Genomic DNA, 13,801 nt, shown 5'->3' with positions numbered 1-13,801 from the left:
CTAGTTATTAGACTAAAAATACCGGAGGAATCGCCTAATGAAACGTCAGCACCGTACCCAACATGATCTCACACGACTCAACGCCATCTTTTTCGGTAGCGTGGTCGGCCTACTTGCTGGGGTCGTCGTCAGCACGTTTCGTTTGGCCATAGAGCACCTTCTCAAGTTTATGCAGGTAATGTACGGCTGGCTTGGACAGAACCCGTGGTGGCTCATTCCATGGGCAATCTTGCTGGTTGCCATTGCTGTTTTGATTGGTCACTGGACCAAGGAATCTCCCATGATCAAGGGTTCTGGGATTCCCCAAATTGAAGGGCAACTGGCCGGCGAAATGGACTATGCTTGGTGGCCGGTTCTGTGGAAGAAGTTTGTCAGTGGGATTCTGGGCATTGGATCCGGGCTGTTTCTGGGACGGGAAGGGCCATCCATTCAATTGGGTGGGACCGTCGCTCAAGGGGTCGCCGAAGGACTACACCTGAAGGGCAGTCAACGCCGCTTATTGATTGCCGGTGGGGCCGCAGCTGGTCTGTCAGCCGCGTTTAATGCGCCGATTGCGTCGACGTTGTTTATTTTGGAAGAGGTTTACCATAATTTCTCGACACTGGTTTGGCTCACGTCGCTGACCAGTGCCGTCGTTGCCAACTTTGTTTCAAATGAGTTCTTTGGCTTAACGCCAGTGCTTCACATTAACTACCAACAGGCGTTGCCCCTGCGATATTATTGGCTATTGCTGATTTTAGGGGTGGGCTTAGGCTTACTGGGTTACGTGTATCAGTGGGCGACGTTAAATGGTGGTAATTGGTACGCTAAGCTCAAGTGGCTACCTCAGCACCTTGATGGCATCATTCCGTTCCTGTTAGTCATCCCCATCGGTCTGTTATGGCCGGTTGCGCTTGGCGGTGGGAACCAAATGATCGTTCTGTTTGCAAAGCACACACCGTTGTTACTGCCATTGATTGGTTACTTCATTTTGCGTTTCTGTTTTTCTACGATTAGTTACAGTTCTGGCCTTCCTGGTGGGATCTTCTTACCCATTCTAGCGTTAGGCGCCTTACTGGGCGCGATTGGTGCCCAGTCATTCGTCTTGGTGGGCTGGTTACCGAAAATGTACGTGGCCAATCTGATTATTTACGCCATGGCCGGTTACTTTGCGGGAATCTCCAAAGCACCATTTACGGCCATCTTACTGATTACCGAAATGGTGGGGACCTTGCATCACCTGATGCCATTGGCCGTGGTTGCCATTGTGGCGTACATCACCGTCGATGTCCTGGGTGGCGCGCCAATTTACGAGGCAATGCTCCAGCAGATGGTGGCGCCAGCCGAAGCCAAGACGGCAGGGCCGACGGATCGCATTGAGTTTGCGGTGAGTGAAGGTTCCGGCCTAGCTGGTCGGCAGGTCCGCGATTTGGTTTGGCCTAAGGGGTCATTGCTGGTCAGCGTTCAACGGGGCGAGCGGTCCGTGATTCCGCGAGGTGATACCATCTTACGGGCTGGTGATACGTTATTAATCTTCACGTATCAGCGTAATCGGGCTTTTGTCCGCCAACAGCTTACCCAGTTAAACGATTCTCACCCACATTTGGCCGATTAACCAAGCAGGGGGCTGGTAAAAAGTGGCTGACTATGATAAATTGGTAAGGTATAGTTAGACCTATTAGACCTATTCGATAGGTAGGAGGCAAATTCGTGTATAACTTTTTAATGACCTGTATTTTAATTGTTGCTGTTTTGATTATCATTGCGGTAATGATGCAGCCTGCTAAGACCAACGACGCGTTATCCGCTTTATCTGGTGGTGCGGACGACTTATTTGCAAAGGCTAAGCCTCGTGGCTTCGAAGCTTTCATGCAAAAAGTGACCGTTGTTTTGGGTGCCTTATTCTTTGGGCTGGCAATGGCTTTGGTTTATTTATCTTCACACTAGAGTAGAATGTGGGCCTCCTGTTTGTTAGTTACAGGGGGCTTTTTTACAGACTACCCGAGTCAAAAATAGCGGAAAGTGGTGGTTTTACATGATTCGAAAACCAACCCCGCTCTTTTTCGAGCAGGGGCCTCAAGCAGTGATTCTACTGCACGCTTATTCCGGGAGCTCCAATGACATGAGAATTCTGGCGCGACGGCTGCAGAGTGAAAAATACACCGTGTTAGCGCCAATTTTTACTGGCCACGCTACGGGGGACCCAGCCGATGTTTTACGACTGGGCTCACCGAAGCAGTGGTGGCAGGACACTGAGGACGCGATTGCTTTGTTAAAGCAACGTGGTTACGAGCGGATTGCCATTTTCGGCTTGTCGTTAGGTGGCTTGTTTGCGACGCGAGCCCTACAGGAACATCCTGAACTTCTCGGTGGTGGGACGATTGCCTCCCCCGTGATCTACCGGGGACAAACCAACGTTCCGGCGTCATTTATTGAAATGGCTCGTGCCAGCTACCGGGAACAGAACATTACGGGGGATGACCAAGAACAACGCGTGGCGTGGTTGAAAGACCATTTGAACGCGCAGTTGATGGCCATTCAGGCGTTCGCTGATACTACGGCGACGCATTTAGACCGGGTGAAGCAACCCGTCTTCATTGCCCAGGGGGATGCGGATCACATGATCGATTCCCGTTCGGGTAAATGGTTGGCGGAGGCTTATCCGGCCGACCAAGTTGATTTTCACGAATACGCAGGAGCGGGTCACGTGTTAACCGTGAACACCGCACACCGCGCATTAGAAACGGACATTTTAGCTTATCTACAAACAATCTTTTAAAATAACGAGGAATCGATAGTGCAAGAAAATACATTGAAAACAGATTTAACAGCTTTCTTCCGGTCCCATTCGGAACAAAGCTACACAGTTGAAGATATTTCGGATGCACTCCACTACCACGGCTCAGCGGCTTTTAAGCTGATCGTGCAGGAGTTAGCACAATTGGAACGCGACGGTCTTGTCCAAGTAACGGACCACGGTCATTTTCAATTGGATCCTAGCCAACGGACGTTGACCGGGATTTTCCACGGTAACGACAAGGGCTTTGGCTTTGTCGCATATGATGAAAACAAGATTGAACCGGATGCCTACATCGCGCCTAACAACACGTTACGGGCCCTGAACGGCGATACCGTTAAGATCGAAATTGTTCGCGCGGGGGATCCTCGTAGCGGCAAGGGACCTGAAGGTAAGGTCACGGAAATTGTTGAACACCACTACGAACAAGTTGTTGGTGAATTCTTCAAGACCGAAGACGATAACGGTTATTTGGGTCAGGTTCGTTTAACGGACAAGAAGGTCATGAAGTACAAGTTCTACGTGACCGCTGTTGGGCTGAACCCTACCCCAGGTGAAGTCGTGACGGCTGAAATCACCGAATACCCAAGCGATGCGCATCCAGATGCCATGGTTGGGATTGCCAAGCAAGTTATTGGGAGTGTTGATGACCCTGGTATCGATATCTTACAGATTGTGTACCAACACAACATTCCTTCTGAATTCCCGGAAGAGGTCATGCAGGCCGCTGATGAGATTCCGGATCACGTGCTGCCCGAAGAAATGGCTGGCCGTGAAGACATTACGGATCAAGACTTGGTCACCATTGATGGCGAGTCTTCCAAAGACTTGGATGATGCCGTTACCGTTTGGAAATTGCCTAACGGAAACTATCATTTAGGGGTCCACATCGCGGACGTTTCCCACTATGTTCAAGAGGATTCAATTCTGGACAAGGAAGCCTACAAGCGGGGGACCAGTGTCTACCTGACCGACCGGGTTATTCCAATGTTGCCACGGCGCTTATCTAACGGGATTTGTTCCTTAAACGAGGGCGAATTGCGGTTATGTATGAGTTGTGACATGGAAATTGATGACTCCGGGAACGTGGTTAAGCACCGGATTCACCCATCTGTCATGCGTTCTAAGGCGCGAATGACCTACACGGCCGTTAACCAAATCTTGGAAGCTCATGATCCATTGACCATGGACCGTTACAAGTCACTTGTCCCAATGTTTGAAGCTATGGGCGAGTTGCACAAAATCTTGGTTAAGCACCGTAAGCGTCGTGGGGCCATTGATTTTGATGACCGCGAAGCTGAAATCATTGTCGATGACAAGGGCCACGCCGTAGACGTTAAGTTACGGACACGTGGAATCTCCGAACGGATGATTGAATCCTTCATGTTGGCAGCTAACGAAACGGTTGCGGAACACTACTTCCGTGCCAAGGTACCTTTCTTATACCGGGTCCACGAAACGCCAGATGGCGACCGTGTCCGGAGCTTCTTTGAATTCTTAACGGCCTTCGGGATCAACGTTAAGGGTGATGCCGATCACTTACGGCCAAAGATGTTGCAAGGTATTCTGAAGCAGGTTGCGGGTAAGCCTGAAGAAGCCATGGTTTCTGTGATGATGTTACGGAGCTTGAAGCAAGCCCGTTACGCTGATCAGTCCCTGGGTCACTTTGGGTTGGGTGCTGAGTTCTACACCCACTTTACGTCACCAATCCGGCGGTACCCAGATACCATGGTTCATCGGATGATTCATTACTACGAGGACCACGGTACCGGCGATAGCAGCAAGGAAAAGTTTGCCCCAATTTTGGAAGAGATCGGGATTCACACGTCCGAAGCTGAACGTCGCGCCATCGATGCTGAACGTGATACCAACGACATGAAGATGGCTGAATACATGGCTGACCACGTCGGCGAAGAATTTGACGCCGTGGTTAGTTCCGTCATGAAATTCGGGATGTTTGTCGAATTGCCAAACACCATCGAAGGGTTGATTCACATCAGTCGGATGCAGGATGACTACTACGAATATGTTGAAAAGTATCTGGCCTTAGTTGGGCGCAACACGCGTCGGACTTACCGGATCGGTCAAGAAATTCGGGTTAAGGTTATCCACGTCGATAAGGAACAAAGTGAAATTGACTTTGAACTATTAAATCCAGAAAAAACACCAACTAGTGATTTATTACCACACCGTGAACACCGCTCTCGTGGCGGGAACTTCCACGGCCGGAGCAACAATGGTGGTCATAGTAATGGTAATAATCACGGTGGTAACCGTAATGGTGGCAATCACCAGAACGGGAATCAGCGATCATCGAACCAACGTGGCGGGAATAATAGCCAACACCGGAGTAACAACAATGGTGGCGGCCAACACCGCAACAATTCACAAGGTGGTCGGCACTAAGCGAGGTGACTGAACTTGGCGAAAAAAAAGTCCAAGAAAACACCAGATAACGTTTTAGCTCAGAACCGGAAGGCACGGCATGACTACGCAGTCACGGAAACGGTTGAAGCCGGACTCGTTTTAACGGGGACGGAAATCAAATCGTTGCGTGAACGGCGGGTCAACCTGCAAGATGGGTTCGCCCAGATTCGGAACAACGAAGCGTGGATGATGAACGTGCACATCAGTGAGTACGTTCAGGGAAACCGATTCAACCACGATCCGTTACGGAATCGGAAACTCCTGTTACACAAGAAGGAAATTCGGCGGTTAGGTCAAGCGACAATGGATAAAGGGGTTACCCTGATTCCGTTGAAGATGTACCTGAAGCATGGATTTGCGAAGGTGTTAATTGGGGTTGCCCATGGGAAACGAGAATATGACAAGCGCCAAACAATCAAACGGCGGGAACAAGACCGAGAGATTGCGCGGGTCATGAAGCGTTACTAGTCATTTATAAGGGGACAGCAGAACTTGGTTGGTTCGGCTGTCCCTTTTTACGTCAATTGGGATAGGTTTTTATTGGGAGGTTAATTTAATGACAACTGCACCAAAGATTCGGGTCAAGGACCTGCACAAGGCCTTTGGTCAAAATGAAGTTTTGAAAGGCATCACACTCGATGTCCAGTCCCAGGAAGTTCTCTGCATGATTGGGCCCTCGGGTTCCGGAAAGAGTACCTTTCTCCGTTGTCTAAATGGGCTGGAGCAGATTACTAGCGGCGAGGTCTGGGTGGAAGGCCAACGGGTTGGTGACCCGAAAGTCAATCTGAATCAGATTCGTGAGAACATCGGGATGGTATTTCAGCATTTTAACTTGTTCCCCCATTTGTCCGTGCTCCAGAACGTAACGCTGGGCCCCGTTCAGTTGAAAGGCCTGAGTAAAGCCGCCGCTAAAGAGCGGGCCGAAAAGCTCCTCCAGCAGGTTGGCCTGGAAGATAAGGCTGAGGCGATGCCCCATTCGTTATCCGGCGGCCAGCAACAGCGGGTGGCGATTGCACGAGCACTGGCGATGGAACCCGAAATCATGCTGTTCGATGAACCGACCTCGGCACTGGATCCCGAAATGGTGGGGGACGTCTTGCAAGTCATGCAGGACCTGGCCGAAGGTGGCATGACCATGGTCGTTGTGACCCACGAAATGGGCTTTGCCAAGAACGTGGCCGACCGCGTGGCCTTCATGGATGAGGGGATTATCCAAGAAGCAGGGACTCCCACAGAGGTGTTTGACCATCCGCAGAATCCGCGGACACAGGAATTCTTAAATAAAGTGCTTAACGTTTAGACAAAAAATCCGTTCTGGTTAATTCCAGAGCGGATTTTTTGGTGACTTCGGTAAGTGACAAAACTAATGTGAATGCTGATGTAGTCCTGTTTATCACGAATATTTCAAGACTTAAAAAAGTTACGAATAATAACGGTTTCATTAGTTTCTACTATGTGCTATTATATATCTGGTAAATATATTCACTAATGCATATGATTTGAAGCGAAATTAAATCAAGCGTTACTAATTTAAGGCTGTACTTGGCAATGTAGCAACGTATTTTAATCATTGCTTTTTTGACGGGCGATTCATGGCCAGAGGGACTTTTGAACCAAAAGTAAAACGATAAACGAACCTTGAGGAGGGGAAGACTTATGAAGTTACAAGCGATGATTTTATTAGCAGGATTGACCTTAGGAATGGCCCAACCCGTCAGTATGGTTGTTTTGCCGCAGACAGCACCGGTTGTGACTGCACAGGCCGCAACAACGAAAGATGATATCCAGTATGAAGGCGACTATGGCGTTCACTGGACGTTATCAACTAGTGGGGTTCTTCATTTAGGTGCTGGGACCTTGGCCGATGAACCGATGCCACCGGCCAGTGGGGCCGGAACGAACGATGGGCAGTTTGCCAAGCAGATTGCGCTAAAGCAGGGACTCACGACTCCCAGCGATGCTGAGCTTACGGCTGCGGGGGGTCTAGTGACCAAGGTCGTGTTGGATGGGCCGATTAAGACCTCCGCCAACGCCGCCAACCTATTTGCGCAGTTGCCCAATGTGACCAACTATGAGAATTTGAATTTACTCGATACGTCTGCGGCCACCTCCATGAAGGGAATGTTCCTGCAGATGAGCGGCAACAAAGTGTTGACCTCGCTGGACGTTTCCCACTTTAATACGAAAAATGTGACGACGATGTGGGGAATGTTCTATGGTCTCAAAGCGGTCAGTGAGCTGGACCTGTCGAGTTTCGATACGGGACTGGTAACGGCCGTGACGTCCATGTTTAATGGCGATTCTAGTTTGCAAGCCATTAACCTGGCCAATGCGACGTTTACTAATTTGAAGAGTGCCGACTACATGTTCTCGGGGTCTGATCTACGGACAATTCGCTTGGATTCCTTTGCGCCACCGGCAACCTTTTCGGGGTACAGCATGTTTGCCAACAAGACCACGATTGGGCAAGTGACGTTTGGCCCGAAGACCCATTTCGCCGGGGATCCGAAATTGAATGATGCCCAGACGGTTCCGGATGAATTTACGGGATTGTGGCAAGCCGTGGGCAAGGGGACGATTCAAAATCCCCTCGGCGATGAGTTCGCTCATGGTAAGGACATTACCAATCTGTATAACGGGACGGACAATCCGAGTGGTATCGTTACCTATGTCTGGCAGCCGGTCAATCGGGTGATCGAACCGACGACCCCACCCGTGGTCACGCCACCTACCGTTACGCCACCCGCTGTGACGCAGAGCCAGCCCGTGACCGTTCGTTATCTGGACGAGAAGGGTAATCAACTGGCCAATAATCAGGTGTTGACTGGCGACGTTGGTGAAATCTATCAAGCCAACCAGCTGAGCTTTGCCGGATACAAGTTGAGCCGGACCGAGGGCCAGGTCAACGGGACGTTTAGTGATCAAGCCCAGACGGTGACCTTCCACTACGCACGCAACCTGATGTCTGGTGGGGATGCCGCAACGGTGGCCCCCATCGCCAGCGTCGTTTACGCGACGAAGAAAATTGGCCTGTATCAGACCAAGAACTTCTCGAAGAAGACGGTCAAACACTGGTACAGCAAGCAGAAACGGGCCAACCGGCCAATGTTTGTGGTGACCGGCACGGCCGAGTCCAAGAAGGGCAATCTGCGTTACAAGGTCAAAGATGTGAATCATAAATCCAAGACGGCTGGGAAGACCGGGTATATCACGGCGAAACCAGGTTATGTGACGGGCGTGTACTACGCGACCAAGCAGGCTAAGGTTAAAGTGATTGCGAAGAACGGGGTCAACGCCTACCAGCAAAAATCGCTTAAGACGAAGCGTGCACACTATAAGAAGGGCAAACAACTAAAGGTCAAAAAGATTGTTGCGTACCATAAGACGACGCGGTTCCAATTGACTAATGGCAAGTATGTGACGGCCAACAAGAAACTTGTGTTAGCCGTGAAATAGCAAAATCGGTATCGGCCACGGAGACTGGCTGATACCGATTTTTTTATTTTTTCGTAAATTGCGCAATGTCGCCAGCAGCCGGCGCCCAAGCGTGGTTTCGCAGCGGAGCCAACGCCTTATGTTGATGCTTGGCCCAGCGGTCGAGAATCGCGGCCAGGCAGATGACCAGGGCTTCATGGTCGGGCTGATCTACGGCTAGCGTCGTGGTGCCCCCACCGGATTGACTGACCTGGTCGATTGTGGCAATCAGGTCCCGACCATGGGTGATTTTGAAATGGCCACTACTGATATTGCCCATGATGATCCAGTTGAGTCCGCGGACAAACAGCACCTCGCGAATCACGCCAAAGGTCTTGCTGACGCGGCCGACCGTTTGCCGGTGATAGACTAGTCGGAATTTTGGCAGTAGGCCCAGGGATTCCTGCTTGACCTCGGCTTCCAGTGCCCCGGCAATCGTATAGACCGATAGCACGTCCGCTCTGAGCCCCCATTTACCCACGAGCAAATAGCAGGATTGATTATTCGTATCGCGGATGACCGTCGTCGCCTTGGCGGACAGCGCGGCCTGATTGAGATACAGTGTACGCATGGGGCTCCTCCTTTGCATCGTCATCGACTTCGTTAAACCCATTCTAACATGTTTCACCAGAAGCTGTTCGATAATATCATTTAGCCGGCCGTTATGATAGAATAAAAGGCGAGGTGTTGGGAATGAAACCGTTTATTCATAATGACTGGTGGCCGGTGCTTGAGCCCGAATTTGAGCAGACCTATTATCAGGAACTGCGCAAATTCTTGGTCGACGAGTATCAGCACTATCGCATCGATCCGGACATGTATCATATTTTTACCGCGTTCGAGTGGACGCCGTTTAGTCAGGTTAAGGTGGTTATTTTGGGGCAAGACCCGTACCATAATCCTGGTCAGGCGCATGGCTGTAGCTTTTCCGTTCGGCCGGGCACACCGATTCCACCGTCGTTGAAGAACATTTACAAAGAACTCGAGAGTGACCTGGGCATCAAGCCGGTTAACCATGGCTATTTGGAAAAATGGGCCAAGCAAGGTGTCCTGTTACTTAACTCCGTTCTGACTGTGCGTGATGGTAAGGCTTTTTCCCATCAAGGTCACGGTTGGGAACGGTTAACGGACGCTGCGATTGCAAAATTGTCGGAACGACCCGAGCCCGTGGTCTTTATCCTGTGGGGTAGTGCCGCGCGGTCCAAGATCAGTTTGATCGACACGCAAACCAACATTGTGTTGCAAGCGCCGCATCCCAGCCCGCTATCCGCTTATCGGGGGTTCTTTGGCTCCAAGCCATTTTCCAAGACCAACATCGCATTGACATCATTAGGGGAGACGCCCATTGACTGGCAACTACCAGAACACGTTACCGAAGATGAGGCGTCCCGCCCAGCATCCAACCAAGCATAGACAGAGAGAGAATTGATTCGTGGGATATTTTATGGAGGTCATTATCTATGGAACTTTTTGATAGTCTCAAGCAAAAGATTAATGGACAAAACAAAACCATCGTTTTCCCTGAAGGGGAAGATCCTCGGGTCTTAGGTGCCGCTAGCCGTTTAGCCGCTGATGGCTTGATCAAGTCCGTCGTTTTAGGCAAGCAAAGTGACGTTGAAGCCACTGCCAAGGACAACCACATTGACTTGAGTCAAGTCACGTTGTTGGACCCAGCTACGATTCCAGCCGACCAACACAAGGAAATGTTAGATGCCTTGGTTGCACGGCGGAAGGGCAAGAACACGCCTGAACAAGCCGCTGAAATGTTAAAGGACCCGAACTACATCGGGACCATGATGGTCTACATGGGCCAAGCTGACGGGATGGTTTCTGGTGCCGTGCACGCAACTGGCGACACGGTTCGTCCTGCCTTACAAATTATTAAAACTAAGGAAGGCGTCCACCGTATCAGTGGGGCCTTCATCATGCAAAAAGGTGACGAACGCTACGTCTTCGCCGACTGTGCCATCAACATCGAATTAGATGCTGCCGGCATGGCTGAAGTCGCCGTTGAAAGTGCCCACACCGCTAAGGTCTTTGACATCGACCCTAAGGTTGCCTTACTGAGCTTCTCCACTAAGGGCTCTGCTAAGGGCGAAATGGTGACCAAGGTGCAAGAAGCCACGAAGATTGCCCACGAAACGGCGCCTGATTTAGCCGTTGACGGTGAATTACAATTTGACGCTTCCTTCGTGCCAAGTGTTGCCGCCCAAAAGGCGCCAGACTCCAAGGTTGCCGGCCACGCCAACGTCTTTGTCTTCCCAGAATTACAATCCGGGAACATTGGCTACAAGATCGCCCAACGCTTCGGTGGCTTTGAAGCCATTGGACCTATCCTGCAAGGCCTGAACAAGCCCGTTTCTGACTTGTCTCGTGGTTGCAACGAAGAGGACGTTTACAAGGTTGCCATCATCACCGCAGCCCAATCACTTTAAACTTTTCATTTACTGGACACAAATGAATCGTGTTAAATAACGATACCCGGATTGCTATTTGCTAGCAGTCCGGGTATTATTTATTCTGGTGAGTCGTGAACAGTCCGAAAACGGGCACGCTCACGGCTAAAGGATGAGAAATCAGTTTTGAAAAAAGGGGAATGGCAGTATGTTTGAAACGACCGTAACGAGTCCCGACCAGACGATGGCCTGGGGTCAAGCCTTAGCGCCGAGTCTACAACCGCGCGATGTGATTTTGCTGGACGGTGATCTGGGTGCCGGCAAGACCACCTTTACCAAGGGATTGGCGCTCGGCTTAGGGATTAAGCGTAACGTTAAGAGTCCCACGTTTACCATTATTCGCGAGTATCAGAGTGGCCGCATCCCCCTGTACCACATGGATGTGTACCGCCTGGAAGATGGTAGTGGGGATGAGCTGGGCTTGGATGAATACTTCAACGGGGATGGCGTGAACGTGGTCGAATGGTCCCAGTTCATTGAAGATGAGTTGCCCGCCCAGTACCTGCGCATCGTGTTCAAACGCGACGATGAGGCCGGTGAAAATCAGCGGACGTTGCGGTTTGAACCCGTGGGTGCCCGCTTCGAAAAAATTGTGCAGCAGTTGGAGGACAGTCAAAAATGAGTGAAGAAGTCGCCATTCGTTTGCCAGAACCAGCCGACGCCGAGAATTTATTAGCGTTGTTAGACCGGCTCCAGCAGGAGAGTGATACGTTCAGCTTGGCCGACGCCGACGATCCCGTCAGTGCCGCGCAGGAAGCCGACCAGCTCAATCAAATCGCTGGCAGTCCGCGTCATTTGTTGTTGGTTGCCAGCCTGGGCAAGACGCTGCTGGGCGTCTGCTCAATCGCACCGACACCCCAAGGAAACGTCGGGGAACTCGGCATTGCCGTTGAGAAAAAATATTGGCACATGGGTATTGGCACGGCCCTGGTCGACGAGGCGCTGTACTGGGCCCAAACGGCCAGTGACTTGCAGGCAGTTGGTCTGATTGTGCAGACCCGCAACGTTGCCGCCATGAAGCTGTATCAGAAGTTAGGTTTTACCCGCACGACGACCCCGCCAACGAAGGTCACGGATGATGATGGCGAGCGGGTGACAGCGGTTGAGATGGTTTATCAACTGGCTGCCGATTAGAGAGTGCCTTTTGATACCCGTTTCAGCCAGTGAAAATCAAGACGACAAGAGCGCCTGGGAGTTGTCCCGGACGCTTTTTTCATCGCCAAATTTAACTAAAAGGAGGCGGACCACCGCTTCCTTTGTCTCCATGAAAGCGGTATCCTTGAAGCAGGACAACACTTTGAGGAGGATGCAGGATGTATCAGGCAAATGAACAGCGTTACGATAAAATGACTTATAATCGGGTCGGCGACAGTGGCTTAAAGCTCTCCGCCATCGGCCTGGGACTGTGGAACAACTTTGGCAGTGTGGATGATTACGCCACGCAAAAGGCCATCGTCCACCAGGCGTTTGATTTAGGGATCACCTACTTTGATCTGGCCAACAATTATGGCCCGGAACCGGGTAGTGCGGAAACAAACTTTGGCCACATGCTGGCGACGGATTTGAAACCGTACCGCGATGAACTGGTGATTGCCAGCAAGGCGGGGTACGTGATGTGGCCCGGTCCCTACGGCAACTGGGGTTCCCGCAAGAGCATCATTGCCAGTGCCGACCAGAGCTTGCGGCGAACCGGCCTGGATTACTTTGACATTTTCTACAGTCACCGGGCGGACCCCCAGACCAATCCGGCTGAAACGGCGCTGGCCCTGGACCAATTGGTACGTGAGGGTAAGACCCTGTACGTGGGGCTATCCAACTATAGTGGGGCGCAGATCAAGGTCATGGCTGGAATTTTCCGCGAGTTACAGACGCCATTTATCATTGACCAACCGCGTTACAACCTCTTGAACCGGCAAATCGAAGACGACGTGTTGCCAGAACTGACCGCCGAGAAGAAGGGCGCCGTGTCCTTCAGTTCGCTGTGTCAGGGATTATTAACGAACAAATATCTGCACGGCATCCCCAGCGATTCTCGCGCCAAGAAGGCCACGATTCCGTTCCTGCATCCCGCCCAGGTTGAACAGACTTTGGGAACGATTAAAGCCTTGAATGCCGTCGCCGCCAATCGCAATCAAAGCCTGGCACAGATGGCCTTGGCCTGGAACCTGCGGCATCCCGCCATCGCCAGTGTGCTGATTGGTGCCAGCCGGCCGGAGCAAGTCGTCGACAACGTGGCGGCACTGGACAACCTGACGTTTAGCCCCGCAGAGCTTGGCCAGATTGAGGCAATTCTGGCCGCACAATCGCCAATTGATTGGGACGCTAAATAGTTGGCCGTCGTTAAGAATTAGGTAGACAGTGGCTAACTACGCTGAACATAAAAAATCGGACTAAGCATTTCTACAAATGGTTAGTCCGATTTTTATGTTCTATCAGTTAATTGGTGAGCATTTGGCATCCTCATTCGTCAACGTATTTCAAAATATCCCCGGGCTGACACTCGAGCACGTGACAGATTTTACTCAGGGTGCTGAAGCGAATGGCCTTGGCCTTGCCAGTCTTCAGGATTGAGAGGTTGGCCGGCGTGATGCCAATGGCCTTGGCCAGTTCTTGACTGCTGATGTTGCGTTCCGCCATGACCACATTTAAAGTTAGTTTCACCACAATA

Annotated in this window: 14 protein-coding genes; 12 read left to right on the top strand and 2 right to left on the bottom strand. The window is 51.1% G+C overall.

The genetic code is table 11. The annotated features are described in order from the left end of the window. Positions 1–37: 37 nt before the first annotated feature. From JUF13_RS11640 to JUF13_RS11610, 7 genes are all read left to right on the top strand, one after another. Positions 38–1,594 (top strand): ClC family H(+)/Cl(-) exchange transporter, encoded by a 1,557-nt coding sequence (locus JUF13_RS11640; protein ID WP_203639815.1) that lies wholly within the window; start codon positions 38–40, stop codon positions 1,592–1,594. A 95-nt stretch (positions 1,595–1,689) separates the two neighbouring features. After that, a complete protein-coding gene (gene secG / locus JUF13_RS11635; protein ID WP_125575696.1) occupies positions 1,690–1,926 on the top strand; it encodes a preprotein translocase subunit SecG in 237 nt (78 codons plus the stop codon). A gap of 88 nt (positions 1,927–2,014) precedes the next feature. Further along, entirely contained in the window at positions 2,015–2,758 is a 744-nt protein-coding gene (locus tag JUF13_RS11630) for an alpha/beta hydrolase (RefSeq protein WP_203639814.1), read from the top strand. Between the two features lie 18 nt (positions 2,759–2,776). After that, positions 2,777–5,182 (top strand): ribonuclease R, encoded by a 2,406-nt coding sequence (gene rnr, locus JUF13_RS11625; protein WP_203639813.1) that lies wholly within the window; start codon positions 2,777–2,779, stop codon positions 5,180–5,182. 15 nt (positions 5,183–5,197) lie between these two features. Continuing rightward, positions 5,198–5,671 carry an SsrA-binding protein SmpB gene (gene smpB, locus JUF13_RS11620; protein WP_125765564.1) on the top strand — a complete coding sequence of 158 codons (474 nt, stop codon included), beginning with the start codon at positions 5,198–5,200 and terminating at the stop codon, positions 5,669–5,671. 88 nt (positions 5,672–5,759) lie between these two features. Beyond that, positions 5,760–6,503, top strand: a complete 744-nt coding sequence (locus JUF13_RS11615) for an amino acid ABC transporter ATP-binding protein (RefSeq protein WP_203639812.1) — start codon at positions 5,760–5,762, stop codon at positions 6,501–6,503. 356 nt (positions 6,504–6,859) lie between these two features. Beyond that, on the top strand, positions 6,860–8,659 hold the full coding sequence (locus JUF13_RS11610; RefSeq protein WP_203639811.1) for a MucBP domain-containing protein: 1,800 nt from the start codon (positions 6,860–6,862) through the stop codon (positions 8,657–8,659). A 43-nt stretch (positions 8,660–8,702) separates the two neighbouring features. On the opposite strand, the gene JUF13_RS11605 is transcribed toward JUF13_RS11610, so the two are convergent. Next, a complete protein-coding gene (locus JUF13_RS11605; RefSeq protein ID WP_203639810.1) occupies positions 8,703–9,248 on the bottom strand; it encodes an LURP-one-related/scramblase family protein in 546 nt (181 codons plus the stop codon). Positions 9,249–9,370: 122 nt separating this feature from the next. On the opposite strand from JUF13_RS11605, the gene JUF13_RS11600 reads away from it, so the two are divergent. From JUF13_RS11600 to JUF13_RS11580, 5 genes are all read left to right on the top strand, one after another. Further along, positions 9,371–10,090, top strand: coding sequence for a uracil-DNA glycosylase (locus JUF13_RS11600; RefSeq protein WP_203639809.1), 720 nt, complete (start codon positions 9,371–9,373; stop codon positions 10,088–10,090). A 47-nt stretch (positions 10,091–10,137) separates the two neighbouring features. Beyond that, positions 10,138–11,112 (top strand): phosphate acetyltransferase, encoded by a 975-nt coding sequence (pta, locus tag JUF13_RS11595; protein WP_203639808.1) that lies wholly within the window; start codon positions 10,138–10,140, stop codon positions 11,110–11,112. Positions 11,113–11,281: 169 nt separating this feature from the next. After that, the gene (gene tsaE / locus JUF13_RS11590) at positions 11,282–11,755 is read left to right on the top strand and encodes a tRNA (adenosine(37)-N6)-threonylcarbamoyltransferase complex ATPase subunit type 1 TsaE (RefSeq protein ID WP_203639807.1); all 474 of its coding nucleotides are present in this window, start codon (positions 11,282–11,284) and stop codon (positions 11,753–11,755) included. Beyond that, positions 11,752–12,267, top strand: a complete 516-nt coding sequence (locus tag JUF13_RS11585) for a GNAT family N-acetyltransferase (protein ID WP_203639806.1) — start codon at positions 11,752–11,754, stop codon at positions 12,265–12,267. Before tsaE ends, JUF13_RS11585 begins: the two co-directional genes overlap by 4 nt. A 179-nt stretch (positions 12,268–12,446) precedes the next feature. Then, entirely contained in the window at positions 12,447–13,463 is a 1,017-nt protein-coding gene (locus tag JUF13_RS11580; protein ID WP_203639805.1) for an aldo/keto reductase, read from the top strand. Between the two features lie 130 nt (positions 13,464–13,593). Here the strand turns inward: JUF13_RS11580 and JUF13_RS11575 are convergent, their stop codons facing one another. Then, entirely contained in the window at positions 13,594–13,797 is a 204-nt protein-coding gene (locus JUF13_RS11575; protein ID WP_203639804.1) for a helix-turn-helix domain-containing protein, read from the bottom strand. Between the last annotated feature and the right edge of the window lie 4 nt (positions 13,798–13,801).

Source organism: Levilactobacillus wangkuiensis (assembly GCF_016861605.1).
Lineage (GTDB): Bacteria > Bacillota > Bacilli > Lactobacillales > Lactobacillaceae > Levilactobacillus > Levilactobacillus wangkuiensis.
The sequence above is the reverse complement of the archived record's forward strand: the minus strand, read 5'-3'. Positions and strand labels throughout refer to the sequence as shown.